We start from the raw sequence: 18,225 nt of genomic DNA, 5'->3' as shown, positions 1-18,225 counted from the left end.
CGCACGTGTGGCCGAGTTGACTTCCAGCCACCTCGGCCGCAACGACGCGGCCTCGTCAGGGAGGTTTCTAGAAGTGAACACGCGTATGCGTCGTGCCGCCGTGGCTCTCGCCGCCAGTGCGATGGCCGTTTCCCTCGCCGCCTGTGGCAGCGCGGACGAAGCCGACGGCGGCAGCGACTCCACCAAGTCGTCCGCCGCGAAGGGTGACGACATCAAGGTCGGTCTCCTCCTTCCCGAGAACCAGACCGCGCGCTACGAGAAGTTCGACCGCCCCTTGATCGAGAAGAAGATCAAGGAGCTGACGAACGGCAAGGCGACGATCGACTACAACAACGCCAAGCAGGACGCGAACCTGCAGGCGCAGCAGGTCGACACCATGATCACCAACAAGGTGGACGTCCTGATCGTGGACGCCGTCGACGCCAAGGCGATCAAGAACTCCGTGCAGAAGGCCGTGGACGCCGGCATCAAGGTCGTCGCCTACGACCGCCTGGCCGAGGGCCCGATCAGCGCCTACACGTCCTTCGACAACGTCCAGGTCGGCAAGACCCAGGGCGAGGCGCTCCTCGAGGCGCTGGGCGACAAGGCCAAGAGCGGCCAGATCGTCATGATGAACGGCTCCGTCACCGACCCCAACGCCGCCCAGTTCAAGGAAGGCGCCCACTCCGTCCTCGACGGCAAGGTGAAGATCGGCAAGGAGTACGACACCAAGGAGTGGAAGCCGGAGAACGCCAACTCCAACATGGAGGCGGCCATCTCCGCGCTCGGCAAGAACAACATCGTCGGCGTCTACTCCGCCAACGACGGCATGGCGGGCGGCATCATCACCGCCCTGAAGGCGGCCGGCATCGGCAACATCCCGGTCACCGGCCAGGACGCCGAGCTCGCGGCCGTGCAGCGCATCGTCGCCGGTGAGCAGTTCATGAGCGTCTACAAGCCGTACGCCCCCGAGGCGGACGCCGCCGCCGAGATGGCCGTCGCCCTGGCCAAGGGCGAGGACCTGAGCGCGATCGCCAAGGACAAGGTCTCCAGCGGCAGCGCCAAGGACGTCCCGTCCGTCCTGGTCGACGTCACCTCGCTGACCAAGGACAACATCAACGACACCGTCATCAAGGACGGCGTCTACACCGCCGCCGAGATCTGCACCGGCAAGTACAAGGCCGCCTGCGACAAGCTCGGCATCAAGTAACAAAGACTCCTCCGGCGCCCCGCTCATACACAGCCCCGCAAGCTAGCGCGGGGCGCCGGACGGAAAACTCCCCCAACTTTTCTGCACAACCTTCCGCCGGGTCAGGCGGCGAAGGAGATGGTTCACGTGTCCGCTACGCCCGTGCTGGCGTTGCGCGGGGTCTCCAAGCGGTTCGGTGCCGTCCAGGCGCTCACCGACGTAGAGCTTGAGGTCCACGCCGGTGAGGTTGTCGCCCTGGTCGGCGACAACGGCGCCGGAAAGTCCACGCTGGTCAAGACGATCGCCGGCGTGCACCCCATCGATGAGGGCGTCATCGAATGGGAAGGCAAGTCCGTCACGATCAACAAGCCGCACGACGCCCAGGCCCTGGGCATCGCGACCGTCTACCAGGACCTCGCGCTGTGCGACAACATCGACGTCGTCGGCAACCTCTTCCTGGGCCGTGAGCTCAAGAAGCGCGGTGTCCTGGACGAGGTCGAGATGGAGCGCCGCTCCCTCGAACTGCTGAAGACGCTCTCCATCCGCATCCCCAGCGTGCGCATCCCGATCGCCTCGCTCTCCGGCGGTCAGCGCCAGACCGTGGCCATCGCCCGCTCCATGCTCGGCGAGCCCAAGCTGGTCATCCTCGACGAGCCCACCGCCGCCCTCGGTGTGGAGCAGACCGCCCAGGTCCTCGACCTGGTCGAGCGGCTGCGCGAGCGCGGCCACGCGGTCGTCCTCATCAGCCACAACATGGCCGACGTCAAGGCCGTCGCCGACAAGGTGGCGGTGCTGCGCCTCGGCCGCAACAACGGTGTCTTCGAGGTCAAGACGACCTCGCAGGAGGAGATCATCTCCGCCATCACGGGCGCCACCGACAACGCCGTGACCCGCCGTGCGGCGCGCACGACCGGGGAGGTTTCCAAGTGAGCAGCATCGACAAGACCTCCACCGCAAAAACGTCTCCGCAGGACGAGCACGCCGTGGAGAACCCCGAGGCCGCCTCCGCCGCCGTCACCGCCGTCGACCCGCGTCTGCTGGTGCAGGAGCAGGGCCTGGCCGGCTACATCGGCGAGTTCCGGCGGAAGATGAAGGCCGGTGAGCTCGGCTCGCTGCCCGTCATCCTCGGCCTGATCGCCATCTGCGTCATCTTCCAGAGCCTGAACTCGGAGTTCCTCTCCGCGGGCAACCTGAGCAACATCACGATCACGATGGTCGGCACGGGCATGATCTCCGTCGGCATCGTCTTCGTGCTGCTGCTCGGCGAGATCGACCTCTCCGTCGGCTCGGTCAGCGGCGCGACCAGCGCCATCGCGGCCGTCCTGGCGGTCAACCAGGGCTGGCCCGAGTGGCTGGCGGTCGTCTTCGCCATCGCCGCGGGCGCGGCCATCGGCGCCCTGCACGGCTTCTTCTTCGCCGTCCTCGGCGCGCCGGCGTTCGCCGTCACCCTGGCGGGTCTGCTGTTCTGGCTCGGCTTCATGCTCCAGACGCTCGGTGCCAACGGCACGATCAACCTGGACAGCGAAGGCTTCATCGGCAAGCTGACCACGTACTACTTCAGCGACGTCGCCGCCGCCTACGGCCTGGCGGCCGTGGTGACCGCCGTGTTCTTCCTCACCTCCTTCCTCGGCAACCGCCGGCGTGAGGCGGCGGGGATCCCGTCCCGGCCGCTGAGCGACACGCTGCTGCGCACGGGTCTGCTGGCCGTGGTCGCCTTCGCCGCGGCGGCCATGTACAACAACTACAAGGGCCTGCCGCTGGCCACCGTCATCTTCCTGGTGTTCCTGGTCGCGACGGACTTCCTGCTGCGCCGTACCTCCTACGGCCGCAAGATCTTCGCCCTCGGTGGCAGCGTCGAGGCCTCGCGTCGTGCGGGCATCAACGTCACCGCCGTACGCATCTCGGTGTTCGCGATCTCCGGTGGCTTCGCCGCGATCGGCGGCCTGTTCCTGGCCTCCAAGATCGCCTCCGCCAACCAGAGCGCCGGTACCGGTGACCTGCTGATGAACGCGATCGCCGCCGCCGTGATCGGTGGTACCTCGCTGTTCGGCGGCCGTGGCCGCACCTGGAACGCGCTGCTCGGTGTGCTGGTGATCGTCTCGATCCAGTACGGTCTCCAGCTGGAGTCCATCGCCGAGCCGGTGAAGTACATGATCACCGCGGGTGTGCTGCTCACCACGGTCGTCATCGACTCCATCACCCGCAAGACCCAGAAGACCGCGGGTCGGGCGTAGCAACAGCGCCATCGCGCCCCAGGGGCGCGGGTGGACTCGCGACTGCCGCTTGTGCGTGGCCGGTCGCGCAGTTCCCCGCGCCCCTTCGGCGCGTTCCCGTCGGGCCGCTCGACACAGCCCCGCGCCCCTTTGCGGCGTTGTTCGGCCGGAACATTAGACTCGACGAGCCCGGCAACAGCTCAACAGCTCTACTCGCAAGGAGGCACGGGTGCCGCTGCTGACCCGCATCACGGGACCGCGCGATCTGGACCGGCTCAGCCTGGAGCAGCTGGACCAGCTGGCCGAGGAGATCCGGACCTTCCTCGTCCAGGAGGTCTCCAAGACCGGCGGGCACCTGGGCCCCAACCTCGGTGTGGTCGAGCTGACCATCGCCCTGCACCGCGTCTTCGAGTCGCCGAAGGACAAGGTGCTCTGGGACACCGGCCACCAGTCCTATGTGCACAAGCTGCTCACCGGCCGGCAGGACTTCTCCCGGCTGAAGATGAAGGGCGGCCTGTCCGGCTACCCCTCGCAGGCCGAGTCCGAGCACGACGTCATCGAGAACAGCCACGCCTCCACGGTGCTGGGCTGGGCCGACGGCATCGCCAAGGCCAACGAGCTGATGAAACGCGACAGCCATGTCGTCGCCGTCATCGGTGACGGGGCGCTCACCGGCGGTATGGCCTGGGAGGCGCTGAACAACATTGCCGACGCCAAGGACCGCCCGCTGGTCATCGTCGTCAACGACAACGAGCGCTCCTACGCGCCCACCATCGGCGGCCTCGCCAACCACCTGGCGACCCTGCGCACCACCGACGGCTACGAGCGCTTCCTGGCCCGCGGCAAGGACCTCCTGGAGCGCACCCCGGTCGTCGGCAGGCCGCTCTACGAGACCCTGCACGGCGCCAAGAAGGGCCTGAAGGACTTCATCGCCCCCCAGGGCATGTTCGAGGACCTGGGCCTGAAGTACGTCGGCCCCATCGACGGCCACGACATCGAGGCGCTGGAGTCCGCGCTGGCCCGCGCCAAGCGGTTCGGCGGCCCGGTCATCGTGCACTGCCTCACCGAGAAGGGCCGCGGCTACCAGCCCGCCCTCCAGGACGAGGCCGACCGCTTCCACGCCGTCGGCAAGATCCACCCCGACACCGGCCTGCCCATCGCCTCCTCCGGCGCCGACTGGACCTCCGTCTTCGGCGAGGAGATGGTCAAGCTCGGCGAGGAGCGCGAGGACGTCGTCGCCATCACCGCGGCCATGCTCCAGCCGGTCGGCCTGGACAAGTTCGCCAAGCGCTTCCCCGAGCGCGTCTACGACGTCGGCATCGCCGAGCAGCACGGCGCGGTCTCCGCGGCGGGCCTCGCCCACGCGGGCGTGCACCCCGTCTTCGCCGTCTACGCCACCTTCCTCAACCGCGCCTTCGACCAGGTCCTGATGGACGTCGCCCTGCACAAGTGCGGCGTGACCTTCGTCCTGGACCGGGCCGGCGTCACCGGCACCGACGGCGCCTCCCACAACGGCATGTGGGACATGTCGATCCTCCAGGTCGTCCCCGGCCTCAGGCTCGCCGCCCCGCGCGACGCCGACCAGGTGCGCGCCCAGCTCCGCGAGGCCGTCCAGGTCGACGACGCGCCGACCGTGGTCCGCTTCTCCAAGGGCGCCGTCGGCCCCGCCGTACCGGCCGTGGGTAAGGTCGGCGGCATGGACGTGCTGCGCGAGCCGGGCACCGACCGGCCGGACGTCCTCCTCGTCTCGGTCGGCGCGCTGGCCCCGATGTGCCTGGAGATCGCCGGCCTGCTCGACCAGCAGGGCATCTCCACCACCGTCGTCGACCCGCGCTGGGTCAAGCCCGTCGACGAGGCCATGGCCCCGCTCGCCGAGCGCCACCGCGTGGTCGTCACCGTGGAGGACAACTCCCGCGTCGGCGGTGTCGGCTCCGCGATCGCCCAGGCCCTGCGCGACGCGGGCGTCGACGTCCCGCTGCGCGACTTCGGCATCCCGCCGCGCTTCCTCGACCACGCCTCCCGCGCCGAGGTCATGGCCGAGATCGGACTGACCGCCCCGGACATCGCCCGCCAGGTGACCGGCCTGGTCTCCAAGATCGACGGACGGTTCGACCGCGAGAGCGCCGACGAGGCCGAGCCCGCGCGCGACTGACGGGACGCACTCACCCGAATGGGCCGATTTCACCACTGCGAGAGTGGTGAAATCGGCCCATTCGCGTGAAACCGCTCGTGCCGGGGCATACGGGGGACACCCCCTCTCGATCATGTCGGGGACGACAAGTGGGAGGTAAGCCCGTGAGCAGTTCCCTCTTCCGGACGAAGAAGGTCGAGCAGTCCATCCTCGACACCGAGGAACCCGAGCACGCGCTCAAGAAGTCCCTGTCCGCCCTGGACCTCACGGTGTTCGGCGTCGGTGTGATCATCGGCACCGGCATCTTCGTCCTCACCGGCACGGTGGCCAGGAACAACGCCGGACCCGCGGTGGCCCTCGCCTTCGTGGCGGCCGGTGTGGTCTGCGCGCTCGCCGCGCTCTGCTACGCCGAGTTCGCCTCCACCGTCCCGGTGGCGGGCTCCGCCTACACCTTCTCGTACGCCTCCCTCGGCGAGCTGCCCGCCTGGATCATCGGCTGGGACCTCGTCCTGGAGTTCGCGCTCGGCACGGCGGTGGTGGCCGTCGGCTGGTCCGGCTACATCGCCTCACTGCTGGACAACGCGGGCTGGCACCTGCCCGACGCCCTCGGCACCCGCGACGGCGCCGACGGCTTCGGCTTCGACATCCTCGCCGCCGCGCTGGTCCTGGTCCTCACCGGCATCCTCGTCCTCGGCACCAAGCTCTCCGCGCGGGTGACCTCGATCGTCGTCGCCGTCAAGGTGACGGTCGTCCTCACCGTGATCATCGCGGGCGCCTTCTTCATCGTGGGCGACAACTACGACCCGTTCATCCCCAAGGCCCAGGAGGTCCCGGCGGGCGACAGCCTCCAGTCCCCGCTCATCCAGCTGATGTTCGGCTGGGCGCCCTCCAACTTCGGCGTCATGGGCATCTTCACGGCCGCCTCCGTCGTCTTCTTCGCCTTCATCGGCTTCGACGTCGTCGCCACGGCCGCCGAGGAGACCCGCAACCCGCAGCGCGACATGCCCCGCGGCATCCTCGGCTCCCTCTTCATCTGCACCACCCTGTACGTGGCGGTGTCGATCGTCGTGACGGGCATGCAGCACTACACCGAGCTGTCCATCACGGCCCCGCTCGCCGACGCCTTCAAGGCCACCGGGCACCCCTGGTTCGCGGGCTTCATCAGCTTCGGCGCGGCGGTGGGCCTGACCACGGTCTGCATGATCCTGCTGCTGGGCCAGACCCGGGTCTTCTTCGCGATGAGCCGCGACGGGCTGCTGCCGCGCTTCTTCTCGCGCGTCCACCCGAAGTTCAAGACCCCGCACCGGCCGACCATCCTGCTCGGCGTGATCATCGCGATCGTCGCCGGCTTCACCCCGCTCAGCGAACTCGCCGAACTGGTCAACATCGGCACCCTGTTCGCCTTCGTCGTCGTCGCGATCGGCGTCATCATCCTCCGCCGCACCCGCCCCGACCTGCACCGCGCCTTCCGCACCCCGTGGGTCCCGGTCGTCCCGATCCTGTCCGTCCTCGCCTCCCTCTGGCTGATGCTCAACCTCCCGACCGAGACATGGCTCCGCTTCGCCGGCTGGATGATCGTCGGCTTCGTCGTCTACTTCCTCTACGGCCGCTCCCACAGCCGCCTGGGCCGCCAGGAGGAGACCAGGGTGGGAGACGTGCTCAAGCCCCAGCGGGGCGAAGAGGACTGACCGCACATTTACGAGGGGGCTGGGCTTCAGCTCCCCTGGGGGCGCGGGGCTGTGTCGATGTGCGGCTCCGCCGCGTGGGCGCGACAAGCCACGACGAACCGGCAGCCGTCAACCATCCGTCGTGGCACCACGAACCGCGCGAGGCCCAGCCACCTCCGCGCCCAGCTCGACAACCCTGCGCCGCAACTCCCGGTCGGCCGTCACCACCAGGCGCGCCCGGCCGGAGGCCTCGGCGACCAGCTCGACCATCCGATCGTCCCCACTCCCGGCAGCCGACTCCACCCGAACCCCCGGCACAGAGGAAACCCCCCGAGCCGCCCCCTCCACCACCAGCACGATCTCCACCGGCCCGGCGACCCCCGGCACCCCGTCCACCGCCAGCCGGTCCCGCAGCCGCTCCGCCGCCCCGCGCCGGTCCCGCCACCACCCGTCCGGCACCGACCCGACCACGTTCGCCGCGTCGACGATCACCAGCAACGGCTCACTCATGACCTCAGGCTCCCACGCCCCCCGGCGAGGCCACCTCGCCCCCACGGCTAAAGTGGCCTCGTGTCGATGGACCGTACAGTGAACGGCAACTGGCTCATACGAGGCCGGGACGGCCGACTCAGCGTCTACCTGCCCGCCGACGACGCGGTCCTCTGCCGGGCCGAACGCGTCCCCGGCGGGTCCTGGGAACCTCCGCGCAGGATCGGCGGCGAGCAGCAACTGCACGCCGGTTTCGCGGTGGGCCAGGGCCCCGACGGCTACGCCCACCTGGTGGCCTGGCGGCCCACTCGATCGGGTGAATCGGGGCTGGTCCACTCCACCCACTTCCGGCCGCTGCTCGCCGCACTGGACTGGACGCCGTTCGGGCACCCCAACAAGGAGGGCGACCGCACCGGCGACCCCGTCGTGGCCGTCGACGTGGAGGGGCGGGCCCATCTCTTCGTCCGCAACCGCGGCAAGGGCGTGTCCATGAGGAACCAGAAGGAGCGCGGCGGGCTCAACGCCTGGCACGACCTCAAGGGCTCCAAGGTGCACGACCTGCTCGCCGTGACGGGGGAGTCGGGCCGTATCGAGGTGTACGCGACCAACCACACCGGCATCCTGCGCTGGTTCCAGCAGGAGCCCGGCAGGCGCCCGGTCGCGGCGGATCCGCTGCTCGTCCCGGTGCAGCCGGGCACGCTGGCCGCGCAGCCCACCTCCAAGGAGCACACCACCCTCTTCTACGCCGACCCCGACGGCATGCTGCACGCCTGGCGGCCCGACGCCGAGCCCAGGCCGCTGCTCGCGGCGGCCGGCCCCGGCCCGGTGACCGTGCTGCGCTGCGACGTCGACGGCCTCGACTGCACGATCCTCGCCCAGCGCTCCGCCTCCGGCCGGGTCGGGTTCGCCGCGTACCCGACCGAGCAGGAGACGGCCGGCCTCAGCTGGACCGAGTCCGGCCCCCAACTGCCCACCGGCACGCGGGTGGCGCTCGCCCAGGACGCCACGGGCCGGGTCGTCGCGGCGACCCTCACCCCCGACGGCACCCTTCGGCTGAGCCGCCGCAAGGAGGAGCCGGGGCTGGCGCTGGAGGCGTGGCGCGAGGTCTGATCGGCTCCTCGGCCGTACGGAGAGTCGTGATCCGCCGTACGACGAGTCGGTCCTGATCGGTCGTTACGCCGAGGTCTGATCCGCCGTACGCCGAGGTCTGATCGGTCGTACGCCGAGGTCTGATCCGTCGTACGGCGAGATCTGATCCGCCGTACGAGAAAACGCCGGTGCCCGGCACATCCGCCGATGTGCCGGGCACCTTTGCGTGCGTACGGGAGGGTTACGCCGGGACGCTCGCCACGCCCTGCTCCAGGAACCGCTTGCCGTTCACCCGCTCGGAGACACCCTCACGGTCCAGGTACGGCGTGATGCCGCCCAGGTGGAAGGGCCAGCCGGCGCCGGTGATCAGGCAGAGGTCGATGTCCTGGGCCTCGGCGACGACGCCCTCGTCGAGCATGAGCCCGATCTCCTGCGCCACCGCGTCCAGCACCCGGGCGCGGACCTGCTCCTCGGTCAGGACGACGTCGCCCTGCTTCAGCAGCGCCGCGACCTCCGGGTCCAGCTCCGGCTTGCCGCTGTCGTAGACGTAGAAGCCGCGCTTGCCGGCCTCGACGACCGCCTTGAGGTTCGGGGACACCTTGAAGCGCTCCGGGAAGGCGCGGTTCAGGGTCTCCGAGACGTGCAGGCCGATGGCCGGGCCGACCAGCTCCAGCAGGACCAGCGGCGACATCGGCAGACCGAGCGGCTCGACGGCCTTCTCGGCGACGGCGACCGGGGTGCCCTCGTCGATGACGTTCTGGATCTCGCCCATGAAGCGGGTCAGGATGCGGTTCACGACGAACGCCGGGGCGTCCTTCGTCAGCACCGCGGTCTTCTTCAGCTTCTTGGCGACGGCGAAGGCCGTGGCCAGCGAGGCGTCGTCGGTCTGCTCGCCGCGGACGATCTCCAGCAGAGGCAGGATCGCGACCGGGTTGAAGAAGTGGAAGCCGACGACCCGCTCCGGGTGCTTCAGCTTCGACGCCATCTCCGACACCGACAGCGACGAGGTGTTGGTGGCGAAGATCGCGTGCGCCGGGGCGACCGCCTCGACCTCGGCGAACACCTGCTGCTTGACGCCGATCTCCTCGAACACGGCCTCGATGACGAAGTCCGCGTCCGCGAAGCCCTCGGCCTTGTCCAGCACACCGGTGACCAGGGCCTTGAGGCGGTTGGCCTTGTCCTGGTTGATGCGGCCCTTGCCGAGCAGCTTGTCGATCTCGGCGTGGACGTAGCCCACACCCTTGTCGACGCGCTCCTGGTCGATGTCGGTCAGCACGACCGGCACCTCCAGGCGGCGCAGGAACAGCAGGGCCAGCTGCGAGGCCATCAGACCGGCGCCGACGACACCGACCTTGGTGACCGGGCGGGCCAGGTTCTTGTCCGGGGCACCGGCGGGGCGCTTGCCGCGCTTCTGCACCAGGTTGAAGGCGTAGATGCCGGAGCGCAGCTCGCCGCCCATGATCAGGTCGGCGAGGGCCTGGTCCTCGGCGTCGTAGCCCTTCTGCAGGTCGCCGTCCTTGGCGGCCTCGATGATGTCGAGGGCGCGGTAGGCGGCCGGGGCGGCGCCGTGGACCTTGGAGTCGGCGATGAAGCGGCCCTTGGCGACGGCCTGGTCCCAGGCCTCACCGCGGTCGATCACCGGGCGCTCGACCACGACGTCGCCCTTGAGGACGTTCGCCGTCCAGATCAGCGACTGCTCCAGGAAGTCCGCACCCTCGAACAGGGCGTCGGCGATGCCCAGCTCGAAGACCTGCTTTCCCTTGAGCTGCTTGTTCTGGTTCAGGCTGTTCTCGATGATCACCGAGACGGCCTTCTCCGCGCCGATCAGGTTCGGCAGGATCGTGCAGCCGCCCCAGCCCGGGACCAGGCCCAGGAACACCTCGGGCAGCGAGAAGGCCGGCAGCGCCTTCGACACGGTGCGGTAGGTGCAGTGCAGGCCGACCTCGACGCCGCCGCCCATCGCGGCACCGTTGTAGTACGCGAAGGTCGGGACCGCGAGGCCCGCGAGGCGCTTGAAGACCTCGTGGCCGCCCTTGCCGATGGCCAGCGCGTCCTCGTGCTTCTTCAGCAGCTCGACGCCCTTGAGGTCGGCGCCGACGGCGAAGATGAACGGCTTGCCGGTGATGCCGGCGCCGACGATGGAGCCGGCGGTGGCCTCCTGCTCGACCTGGTCGATGGCGGCGTTGAGGTTCGCCAGCGACTGCGGCCCGAACGTGGTCGGCTTGGTGTGGTCGAAGCCGTTGTCCAGCGTGATCAGGGCGAAGCGCCCCGCGCCGAACGGCAGGTCGAGGTGGCGGACGTGCGCGGACGTCACGACCTCGTCGGGGAACAGCTCGGCCGCACCCTTCAGAAGCTCAGCGGTGGTGCTCACTTGTCCCCCTCGAAGTGCGGGTTCTCCCAGATGACCGTCGCGCCCATGCCGAAGCCGACGCACATGGTGGTCAGGCCGTAGCGGACGTGCGGCTGCTCCTCGAACTGGCGGGCCAGCTGCGTCATCAGACGCACGCCCGAGGAGGCCAGCGGGTGGCCGAAGGCGATGGCGCCGCCGTACTGGTTGACGCGCGCGTCGTCGTCGGCGATGCCGTAGTGCTCCAGGAAGGCCAGCACCTGGACGGCGAAGGCCTCGTTGATCTCGAACAGACCGATGTCGGAGATGCTGAGCCCCGCCTGGGCGAGGGCCTTCTCCGTGGCCGGGATCGGGCCGTAGCCCATGACCTCCGGCTCCACGCCCGCGAAGGCGTAGGAGACCAGGCGCATCTTGACCGGCAGGCCGTTCTCGCGCGCGAAGTCCTCGGAGGCGATGATCGAGGCGGTGGCGCCGTCGTTCAGACCGGCCGCGTTACCGGCGGTGACCCGGCCGTGGACGCGGAACGGCGTCTTCAACCCGGAGAGGTTCTCCAGGGTGGTGCCCGGGCGCATCGGCTCGTCGGCGGTGACCAGGCCCCAGCCGGTCTCGCCGGCCTCCGGGTTGGTGCGGCGCACCGAGATCGGCACCAGGTCCTGCTGGATCTTGCCGTCGGCGTACGCCTTGGCAGCCTTCTCCTGCGAGCGCACCGCGTACTCGTCGGCGCGCTGCTTGGTGATGCTCGGGTAGCGGTCGTGCAGGTTCTCGGCGGTCATGCCCATGAACAGGGCGGACTCGTCGACCAGCTTCTCGCTCACGAAACGCGGGTTCGGGTCCACGCCCTCACCCATGGGGTGGCGGCCCATGTGCTCGACGCCACCGGCGAGGGCGACGTCGTAGGCGCCGAAGGCGACGGAACCGGCGACCGAGGTCACGGCGGTCAGCGCGCCGGCGCACATACGGTCGATCGAGTAGCCCGGCACCGACTGCGGCAGACCGGCGAGGATGCCCGCCGTGCGGCCCAGCGTCAGACCCTGGTCACCGATCTGCGTGGTCGCGGCGATGGCGACCTCGTCGATCTTCTTCGGGTCCAGGCCGGGGTTGCGGCGCAGCAGCTCCCGGATCGCCTTGACGACGAGGTCGTCGGCGCGAGTCTCGTGGTAGATGCCCTTCGGGCCCGCCTTGCCGAACGGGGTGCGGACGCCGTCGACGAAAACGACGTCCCTGACGGTACGAGGCACGATGGCTCTCCTCCAGGGTGCGGTATGGCACTGCTGCGGCACGCATGCACTGAGCGCGCGCTCAGGACCCATGCTACTTACGAGTAACGTAGCTGCACAGCCCCCACGGCCCAAGCGGCGAAGGTCACACCGGAACAGGGGCTGAGCGGATGCCGTCAAGGGGCGCGGGGAACTGCGCGACCAGCCACGATGGCGCCGCGGTCCGGAGCCGGCCCTCACCCCGACGGCGGAGCCGTGGACCCCCGAGGCACGAGTACCGGTGTAGGGACGGGATGTGACCCCGCACCCCGGCCCGCGATCACCTCGAACAAACCCCGGGCCACCTCCGCCCCGAACCCGTGCACATCATGGCTCATGGCCGACAGGGTGGGCCGGGTGAGCCGGCACAGCTGGGAGTCGTCCCAGGCCGGCAGCGACACGTCGCCCGGCACCGACAGCCCCCTCTCCGCGGCCACGGACAACCCGGCCACCGCCATGATGTCGTTGGCGTACACGATCGCGGTCGGCCGCTCACCCGCCGGCGCCGTCAGCAGCGACCGCGTCGCCCGCGCCCCCGCCTGACCCGAGTGGTCCGTCGTCACCTGCCACGCCCCGGTCAGGGCCGGCGCACGCGACGCGTCGTCGAACGCGGCCGTCCGCATGACCGTGTGCCCGAGTGCCGCCGGACCCCCGACCCGCGCGATCCGCCGGTGCCCGAGCGCCACGAGATACCGCACCGCCTGCGTCACGGCCGTCGCGTCGTCCGTCCACACCGAGGTGAGGCCGTCGGTGAAGGAGGGGTGCCCGACGGCCACCACCGGCATCCCGAGCCGCTCGGCCGCCGCCACCCGGGGATCGTCCGGCCGGAAGTCGACGAGGATCGCCCCGCCGATCCGGCGCCCCCGCCACCAGGTCTGCTGGACCCCGACCTCCTCCTCCACCGTCCGTACGAGCCTGAGCAGCAGCGCGCAGGAATGCTCGGTCAGGACGCTCTCCACCCCCGAGACGAACTCCATGTAGAAGGGCTCGAGGCCCAGCAGCCGGGCCGGCCGGCAGATCGCCGGCCCCACCACGTCCACCCGCGCACCGGCCAGCGACCGCGCGGTCAGACTGGGCGCCCAGCCCAGCTCGCGGGCGGCCCGGAAGATCCGGTCCCGGGTCGCCTCCGACAGGCCGGGCTTGTGGTTGAACGCCAGCGACACCGCGCCCTTGGACACCCCGGCCCGCGCGGCGACGTCCTTGATGGTGACGCGCGGCCGCGGCGGCCAGGTCATCGGTGAGGCTGCCCGGCGGTACGGAGGCGTGTCGTTCGGCATGCGCGCTCCCTAGACCGGTCAACCCCAGTACGGGGAACGGTTTTTGGCGCGTTGGCGAGATAGAGACTTTACCGGTCGAGAAAGCGCTGTCAGAGTTCCGAACCAGCCAACCCGCCAACCGCTCGTGCTCGTCCGTCCCCCTGAACGGAGCTGATGCACATGTACCGCCGTACAGCCCTCGCCCTGGTCACCGGTGCCGCCCTGCTGCTCTCGGCGTGCACCGGCACCGGAGGCACCTCCAAGGGCGCGGCCGCCGACGCGCCCACCGACCCGGCCGAGGTGAGCGGGACCATCAAGGTCCTCACCGTGCGCACCGACCTCGTGCAGGACGGCACGATGGACCGGTACGCCGCCGAGTTCCGCAAGGTCTATCCGAAGGTGAAGGTCGAGTTCGAGGCCCTCACCAACTACGAGTCCGAAGTCAAGATCCGGATGAACACGGAGAACTACGGCGACGTCCTGCTGATCCCCGCCGTGATCAAGAAGGACGACTACCCGAAGTTCTTCGCCTCGCTGGGCACGGTCGAGGAGCGGAGCGAGAAGTACCGCTTCACCGACTTCACCGCCGTCGACGACAAGGTCTACGGCCAGAGCCCGGTCGGTGTGATGCCCGGCTTCGTCTACAACCGCAGGGTCTGGCGGGAGGCCGGCGTCACCGAATGGCCCACCACCCCGGCCGAGTTCCTCACCGCGCTGAAGGCGATCAAGGCGAAGACGGACGCCGTGCCCTACTACACCAACTTCGCCGCCGGCTGGACGATGAGCTCCTGGACGGCCGTCAACGGCTCGGTCCACTGCGACCCCGGCGCCACCACCGAGCTCGCCGAGGGCGACCCCTGGGCCGAGGGCGCCGACCTGCGTGTCGGGGACACGCTGCTGTACGACATCGTGAAGCAGGGCCTGGCCGAGAAGGACCCGACCACCACCAACTGGGAGCAGTCCAAGGCCCGTACGGCCCAGGGCGAGATCGCCACCCAGTGGCTCGGCACCTGGGCGATCGTGCAGTTCCAGGACGCCGCCGAGAAGGCCGGGGTGGACCCCGACGACATCGGGTTCATGCCCTTCCCGGCCCAGACCGACGGCAGGTTCTGCGCGGTGGTCGGCCCCGACTACAACCAGGCCGTCAATGTGCACTCCGAGCACAAGGAGGCCGCCCGCGCCTGGATCGACTGGTTCACCGACAAGTCCGGCTACGACAAGGACAATCTGGCGATCTCCCCGCTGAAGAACGGCACACTTCCTGAGGTGCTCAAGCCCTACGAGGACGCGGGCGTGAAGCTCATCGAGGTCAGCGACGCCAAGGGCGCCGAGGTCAAGCGGATCGACAACGAGTCGGAGACCGGCATTTTCGCCCCCGAGTACCGGCAGAAGCTGGTCGACCTCGCCCGTGGCGCCGGCCAGGGCAGTCTGGACGAGTTCTTCGCCGACCTCAGCAAGCGCTGGACCGAGGCGCAGCGCTGATGGCCGCCACCGCACAGAAGCCGGTCGACCGGGCGGCCGCGGGGACCGCGCCGGCCGCCCCCGCCCCGCGCGGGACACGCCTGTGGCGCGGCATGACGCCGTGGTTGTTCCTGATCGTTCCGCTCGTTCTGCTGATCGTTTTCACCTACGCGCCGATAGCGAACATGGTGGCGTACAGCTTCACCGACTGGGACGGCGTGAGCCCGGAGCTGCATTACACGGGCACCGGCAACTACGCGGAGATCTTCACCCGCGAGGACCTGTTCCGGGTGTTCTTCGTCAGCGGCTACTACCTCGCGGCCAGCGCCGTGCAGATAGCGGCGGCCCTCTACTTCGCGACGATCCTGAGCTTCAATGTTCGTTTCCGCAATTTCTACAAGGGCGTGCTCTTTTTCCCGTACCTGATCAACGGCGTCGCGATCGGCTTCGTCTTCCTCTACTTCTTCCAGGACGGCGGCACCCTCGACTCGGTGCTGAGCCTGTTCGGCGTGCACACCGACCACGCCTGGCTGTCCACGTCCACCTCCGCGAACACCTCGCTCGCGGGTGTCTCGGTGTGGCGCTATCTGGGCCTGAACTTCGTGCTGTTCCTCGGCGCGATCCAGTCGATCCCGGGGGAGCTGTACGAGGCGGCCGAGCTGGACGGCGCGAACCGCTGGCACCAGTTCCGGTACATCATCGCGCCGGGCATCAAGCCGGTCGTGAGCCTGACGGTCATCCTGTCCATCTCCGGCTCGCTGTCGGTCTTCGAGATCCCGTACATCATGACCGGCGGCGCGACCGGCACCGAGACCTTCGTGATCCAGACCGTGAAACTGGCCTTCCGCTTCAACAAGACGGGGCTCGCCTCGGCCGCGGCCGTCGTCCTGCTGCTGATCATCCTGGTGGTGACCTGGCTCCAACGCCGCCTGGTCCCCGACGACAAGGTGGATCTCGTATGACACGCCGAGCCGTTGCCCGCACGCTCGTCCACCTCTCGCTGCTCGCGGCGACGGCGGTGGTCCTGCTCCCGCTGGTCGTCGTCCTGCTGACCTCGCTGAAGTCGGAGCGGGAGATGGCGGAGTCCGACGGCGCCCTCTCACTCCCCGGGAACCTGCTGAACTTCGACAACTATGTGACCGCGTTCCGCGACGGTCACATGCTCCAGGCGTTCGGCAACACGACCCTGATCCTGCTCTTCGCCATCGGCGGCACGGTCCTGATCGGCTCGATGACGGCCTACGCCATCGACCGCTTCCAGTTCCGCTTCCGCAAGCTGGTCGTGGCGCTGTTCCTGGTCGCCGCGCTGGTCCCCGGCGTCACCACCCAGGTGGCGACCTTCCAGATCGTCAACAGCTTCGGCATGTTCGACTCCCTGTGGGCGCCGATCGTGCTCTACATGGGCACGGACATCGTCTCGATCTACATCTTCCTGCAGTTCGTCCGGTCGATCCCGATCTCCCTGGACGAGGCCGCACGCCTGGAGGGCGCCAACGCCTTCACGATCTACCGGAAGATCATTTTCCCGCTGCTGAAACCGGCGATCGCGACGGTCGTCATCGTGAAGGGGATCACCGTCTACAACGACTTCTACATCCCCTTCCTCTACATGCCCTCCGAAGAGCTTGGCGTGATCTCGACGTCCCTCTTCCGCTTCCGCGGCCCCTACGCCGCCCACTGGGAGACGATCTCGGCAGGAACCGTCCTGGTGATCCTGCCGACCCTGATCGTCTTCCTGCTGCTGCAGAGGTTCATCTACAACGGCTTCATGAGAGGGGCCACGCGATGAGGCACCCGGTCGCGCCTAGGCGGACAGGGCCTCCACAAGGACGGGCGTGACCTGCTCGACCTGCCAGGCCCGCGCCCCGTACCCCTCCAGCGCGGCCCCGACGGACTCGGCGTCGACGACCTTCGGCGGCTCCCAGCACACCCGCCGCACCGTGTCCGGAGCGATCAAGTTCTCCTGAGGCATGTTCAAACGCTCGGCCAACGCGGAAACAGCCGCCCGCGCCGCGGACAACCGAGCCGCGGCGGCCGGGTCCTTGTCCGCCCACGCGCGCGGCGGCGGAGGCCCGGCGACGGCCTGCCCCTGCTGCGGCAGCTGGGACTCGGTGAGCGCCCTGGCCCGGTCCACGGCCGCCTGCCACTGTTCCAGCTGCCGCCGCGCCATCCGCTGCCCGAACCCGTTCAGCGCCCCCAGCGCGTGCACGTTGGCCGGAACGGCGAGCGCGGCCTCCACGATGGCCGCGTCGGAGAGCACCTTGCCCGGGGACACGTCCCGCCGCTGGGCGATCCGGTCCCGCGTCTGCCACAGCTCCCGTACGACGGCCAGCTGCCGGCGTCTGCGCACCTTGTGCATCCCGGACGTACGGCGCCAGGGGTCCTTGCGCGGCTCGGCCGGCGGGGCCGAGGCGATGGCGTCGAACTCCTGGCGGGCCCACTCCAGCTTGCCCTGCCGGTCCAGCTCCTTCTCCAGCGCGTCGCGCAGGTCGACGAGCAGCTCGACGTCCAGCGCGGCGTAGCGCAGCCAGGGCTCGGGCAGCGGACGGGTGGACCAGTCGACGGCGGAGTGGCCCTTCTCCAGGACGAAGCCGAGGACGGACTCGACCATCGCGCCGAGGCCGACCCGCGGGAACCCGGCCAGCCGCCCGGCCAGCTCGGTGTCGAACAGCAGACCCGGCACCATGCCTATCTCGCGCAGACAGGGCAGGTCCTGGGTGGCGGCGTGCAGCACCCACTCGACGCCGGACAGCGCCTCGCCGAGCCCGGACAGGTCCGGGCAGGCCACGGGGTCGATCAGTGCGGTCCCGGCACCCTGGCGGCGCAGCTGCACCAGGTAGGCGCGCTGGCCGTAGCGGTAGCCGGAGGCGCGCTCGGCGTCCACGGCGACGGGGCCGGAGCCGGCGGCGAAGGCGGCGATCACCTCGGCGAGGGCGGCCTCGTCGGCGATCACCGGAGGAATGCCCTCGCGGGGTTCGAGCAGCGGGATCGGCGCCCCTTCAGCAGAAGATCCGTCGTCGTCCGGAGGGGCGCCCCCGGTGGTTCGCAGTGGTGTGTCTGCTGCGGTCTCTTGGGCGTCGGTCACCTGTCAAGGGTATCCATGCATGGACAGGGCCCGCCGACGGAACGTTCCGTCGACGGGCACCTT

The 18,225-nt window shown here is 69.6% G+C and carries 14 protein-coding genes; 9 read left to right on the top strand and 5 right to left on the bottom strand.

The features are described 5' to 3' along the window. The first annotated feature begins 85 nt into the window (after positions 1-85). From ACIQ6Y_RS05225 to ACIQ6Y_RS05205, 5 genes are all read left to right on the top strand, one after another. Positions 86-1,189 (top strand): sugar ABC transporter substrate-binding protein, encoded by a 1,104-nt coding sequence (locus ACIQ6Y_RS05225; RefSeq protein WP_404033713.1) that lies wholly within the window; start codon positions 86-88, stop codon positions 1,187-1,189. Positions 1,190-1,306: 117 nt separating this feature from the next. Next, positions 1,307-2,098, top strand: a complete 792-nt coding sequence (locus ACIQ6Y_RS05220) for an ATP-binding cassette domain-containing protein (RefSeq protein WP_404033126.1) — start codon at positions 1,307-1,309, stop codon at positions 2,096-2,098. Then, complete coding sequence (locus ACIQ6Y_RS05215; RefSeq protein ID WP_404033124.1) at positions 2,095-3,402, top strand: sugar ABC transporter permease; 1,308 nt, start codon at positions 2,095-2,097, stop codon at positions 3,400-3,402. The genes ACIQ6Y_RS05220 and ACIQ6Y_RS05215 overlap by 4 nt, the downstream gene beginning before the upstream one ends. A 208-nt stretch (positions 3,403-3,610) precedes the next feature. Then, the gene (dxs, locus tag ACIQ6Y_RS05210) at positions 3,611-5,533 is read left to right on the top strand and encodes a 1-deoxy-D-xylulose-5-phosphate synthase (RefSeq protein ID WP_404033121.1); all 1,923 of its coding nucleotides are present in this window, start codon (positions 3,611-3,613) and stop codon (positions 5,531-5,533) included. 143 nt (positions 5,534-5,676) lie between these two features. After that, positions 5,677-7,200 (top strand): amino acid permease, encoded by a 1,524-nt coding sequence (locus tag ACIQ6Y_RS05205; RefSeq protein ID WP_404033119.1) that lies wholly within the window; start codon positions 5,677-5,679, stop codon positions 7,198-7,200. 108 nt (positions 7,201-7,308) lie between these two features. Here the strand turns inward: ACIQ6Y_RS05205 and ACIQ6Y_RS05200 are convergent, their stop codons facing one another. Beyond that, positions 7,309-7,689 (bottom strand): NTP pyrophosphohydrolase, encoded by a 381-nt coding sequence (locus ACIQ6Y_RS05200; protein WP_404033117.1) that lies wholly within the window; start codon positions 7,687-7,689, stop codon positions 7,309-7,311. Positions 7,690-7,755: 66 nt separating this feature from the next. Between ACIQ6Y_RS05200 and ACIQ6Y_RS05195 the strand changes: the two genes are divergently transcribed. Further along, positions 7,756-8,778: a hypothetical protein gene (locus ACIQ6Y_RS05195; RefSeq protein WP_404033115.1), complete on the top strand. Its 1,023-nt coding sequence runs from the start codon at positions 7,756-7,758 to the stop codon at positions 8,776-8,778. 220 nt (positions 8,779-8,998) lie between these two features. Here the strand turns inward: ACIQ6Y_RS05195 and ACIQ6Y_RS05190 are convergent, their stop codons facing one another. The 3 genes from ACIQ6Y_RS05190 to ACIQ6Y_RS05180 all read right to left on the bottom strand — a co-directional run bounded on the left by ACIQ6Y_RS05190 (position 8,999) and on the right by ACIQ6Y_RS05180 (position 13,595). Continuing rightward, the gene (locus tag ACIQ6Y_RS05190; RefSeq protein ID WP_404033112.1) at positions 8,999-11,128 is read right to left on the bottom strand and encodes a 3-hydroxyacyl-CoA dehydrogenase NAD-binding domain-containing protein; all 2,130 of its coding nucleotides are present in this window, start codon (positions 11,126-11,128) and stop codon (positions 8,999-9,001) included. Next, entirely contained in the window at positions 11,125-12,342 is a 1,218-nt protein-coding gene (locus ACIQ6Y_RS05185) for a thiolase family protein (RefSeq protein WP_404033110.1), read from the bottom strand. Before ACIQ6Y_RS05185 ends, ACIQ6Y_RS05190 begins: the two co-directional genes overlap by 4 nt. 215 nt (positions 12,343-12,557) lie before the next feature. Further along, complete coding sequence (locus ACIQ6Y_RS05180; RefSeq protein ID WP_404033711.1) at positions 12,558-13,595, bottom strand: LacI family DNA-binding transcriptional regulator; 1,038 nt, start codon at positions 13,593-13,595, stop codon at positions 12,558-12,560. Positions 13,596-13,790: 195 nt separating this feature from the next. On the opposite strand from ACIQ6Y_RS05180, the gene ACIQ6Y_RS05175 reads away from it, so the two are divergent. The 3 genes from ACIQ6Y_RS05175 to ACIQ6Y_RS05165 are packed head-to-tail and all read left to right on the top strand — an operon-like array spanning position 13,791 to position 16,866. Further along, positions 13,791-15,098, top strand: a complete 1,308-nt coding sequence (locus ACIQ6Y_RS05175; protein ID WP_404033108.1) for an extracellular solute-binding protein — start codon at positions 13,791-13,793, stop codon at positions 15,096-15,098. Continuing rightward, a complete protein-coding gene (locus ACIQ6Y_RS05170; protein ID WP_404033105.1) occupies positions 15,098-16,039 on the top strand; it encodes a carbohydrate ABC transporter permease in 942 nt (313 codons plus the stop codon). The genes ACIQ6Y_RS05175 and ACIQ6Y_RS05170 overlap by 1 nt, the downstream gene beginning before the upstream one ends. After that, positions 16,036-16,866: a carbohydrate ABC transporter permease gene (locus ACIQ6Y_RS05165; protein ID WP_404033103.1), complete on the top strand. Its 831-nt coding sequence runs from the start codon at positions 16,036-16,038 to the stop codon at positions 16,864-16,866. Before ACIQ6Y_RS05170 ends, ACIQ6Y_RS05165 begins: the two co-directional genes overlap by 4 nt. A 15-nt stretch (positions 16,867-16,881) precedes the next feature. Here the strand turns inward: ACIQ6Y_RS05165 and ACIQ6Y_RS05160 are convergent, their stop codons facing one another. Then, entirely contained in the window at positions 16,882-18,162 is a 1,281-nt protein-coding gene (locus ACIQ6Y_RS05160) for an HRDC domain-containing protein (protein WP_404033101.1), read from the bottom strand. Between the last annotated feature and the right edge of the window lie 63 nt (positions 18,163-18,225).

This window comes from Streptomyces sp. NPDC096205, assembly GCF_044763135.1.
In the GTDB taxonomy this organism is placed as follows: domain Bacteria; phylum Actinomycetota; class Actinomycetes; order Streptomycetales; family Streptomycetaceae; genus Streptomyces.
This window is presented reverse-complemented; position numbering and strand designations above follow the sequence as displayed.

Bases quoted from the DNA above. Each gene is read 5' to 3' on its own strand.
- ACIQ6Y_RS05175 (WP_404033108.1), top strand. From the start codon at position 13,791: ATGCACATGTACCGCCGTACAGCCCTCGCCCTGGTCACCGGTGCCGCC.
- ACIQ6Y_RS05170 (WP_404033105.1), top strand. From the start codon at position 15,098: ATGGCCGCCACCGCACAGAAGCCGGTCGACCGGGCGGCCGCGGGGACC.
- ACIQ6Y_RS05200 (WP_404033117.1), bottom strand. From the start codon at position 7,689: ATGAGTGAGCCGTTGCTGGTGATCGTCGACGCGGCGAACGTGGTCGGG.
- ACIQ6Y_RS05180 (WP_404033711.1), bottom strand. From the start codon at position 13,595: ATGACCTGGCCGCCGCGGCCGCGCGTCACCATCAAGGACGTCGCCGCG.
- ACIQ6Y_RS05225 (WP_404033713.1), top strand. From the start codon at position 86: ATGCGTCGTGCCGCCGTGGCTCTCGCCGCCAGTGCGATGGCCGTTTCC.
- ACIQ6Y_RS05195 (WP_404033115.1), top strand. From the start codon at position 7,756: ATGGACCGTACAGTGAACGGCAACTGGCTCATACGAGGCCGGGACGGC.
- ACIQ6Y_RS05220 (WP_404033126.1), top strand. From the start codon at position 1,307: ATGGTTCACGTGTCCGCTACGCCCGTGCTGGCGTTGCGCGGGGTCTCC.
- ACIQ6Y_RS05165 (WP_404033103.1), top strand. From the start codon at position 16,036: ATGACACGCCGAGCCGTTGCCCGCACGCTCGTCCACCTCTCGCTGCTC.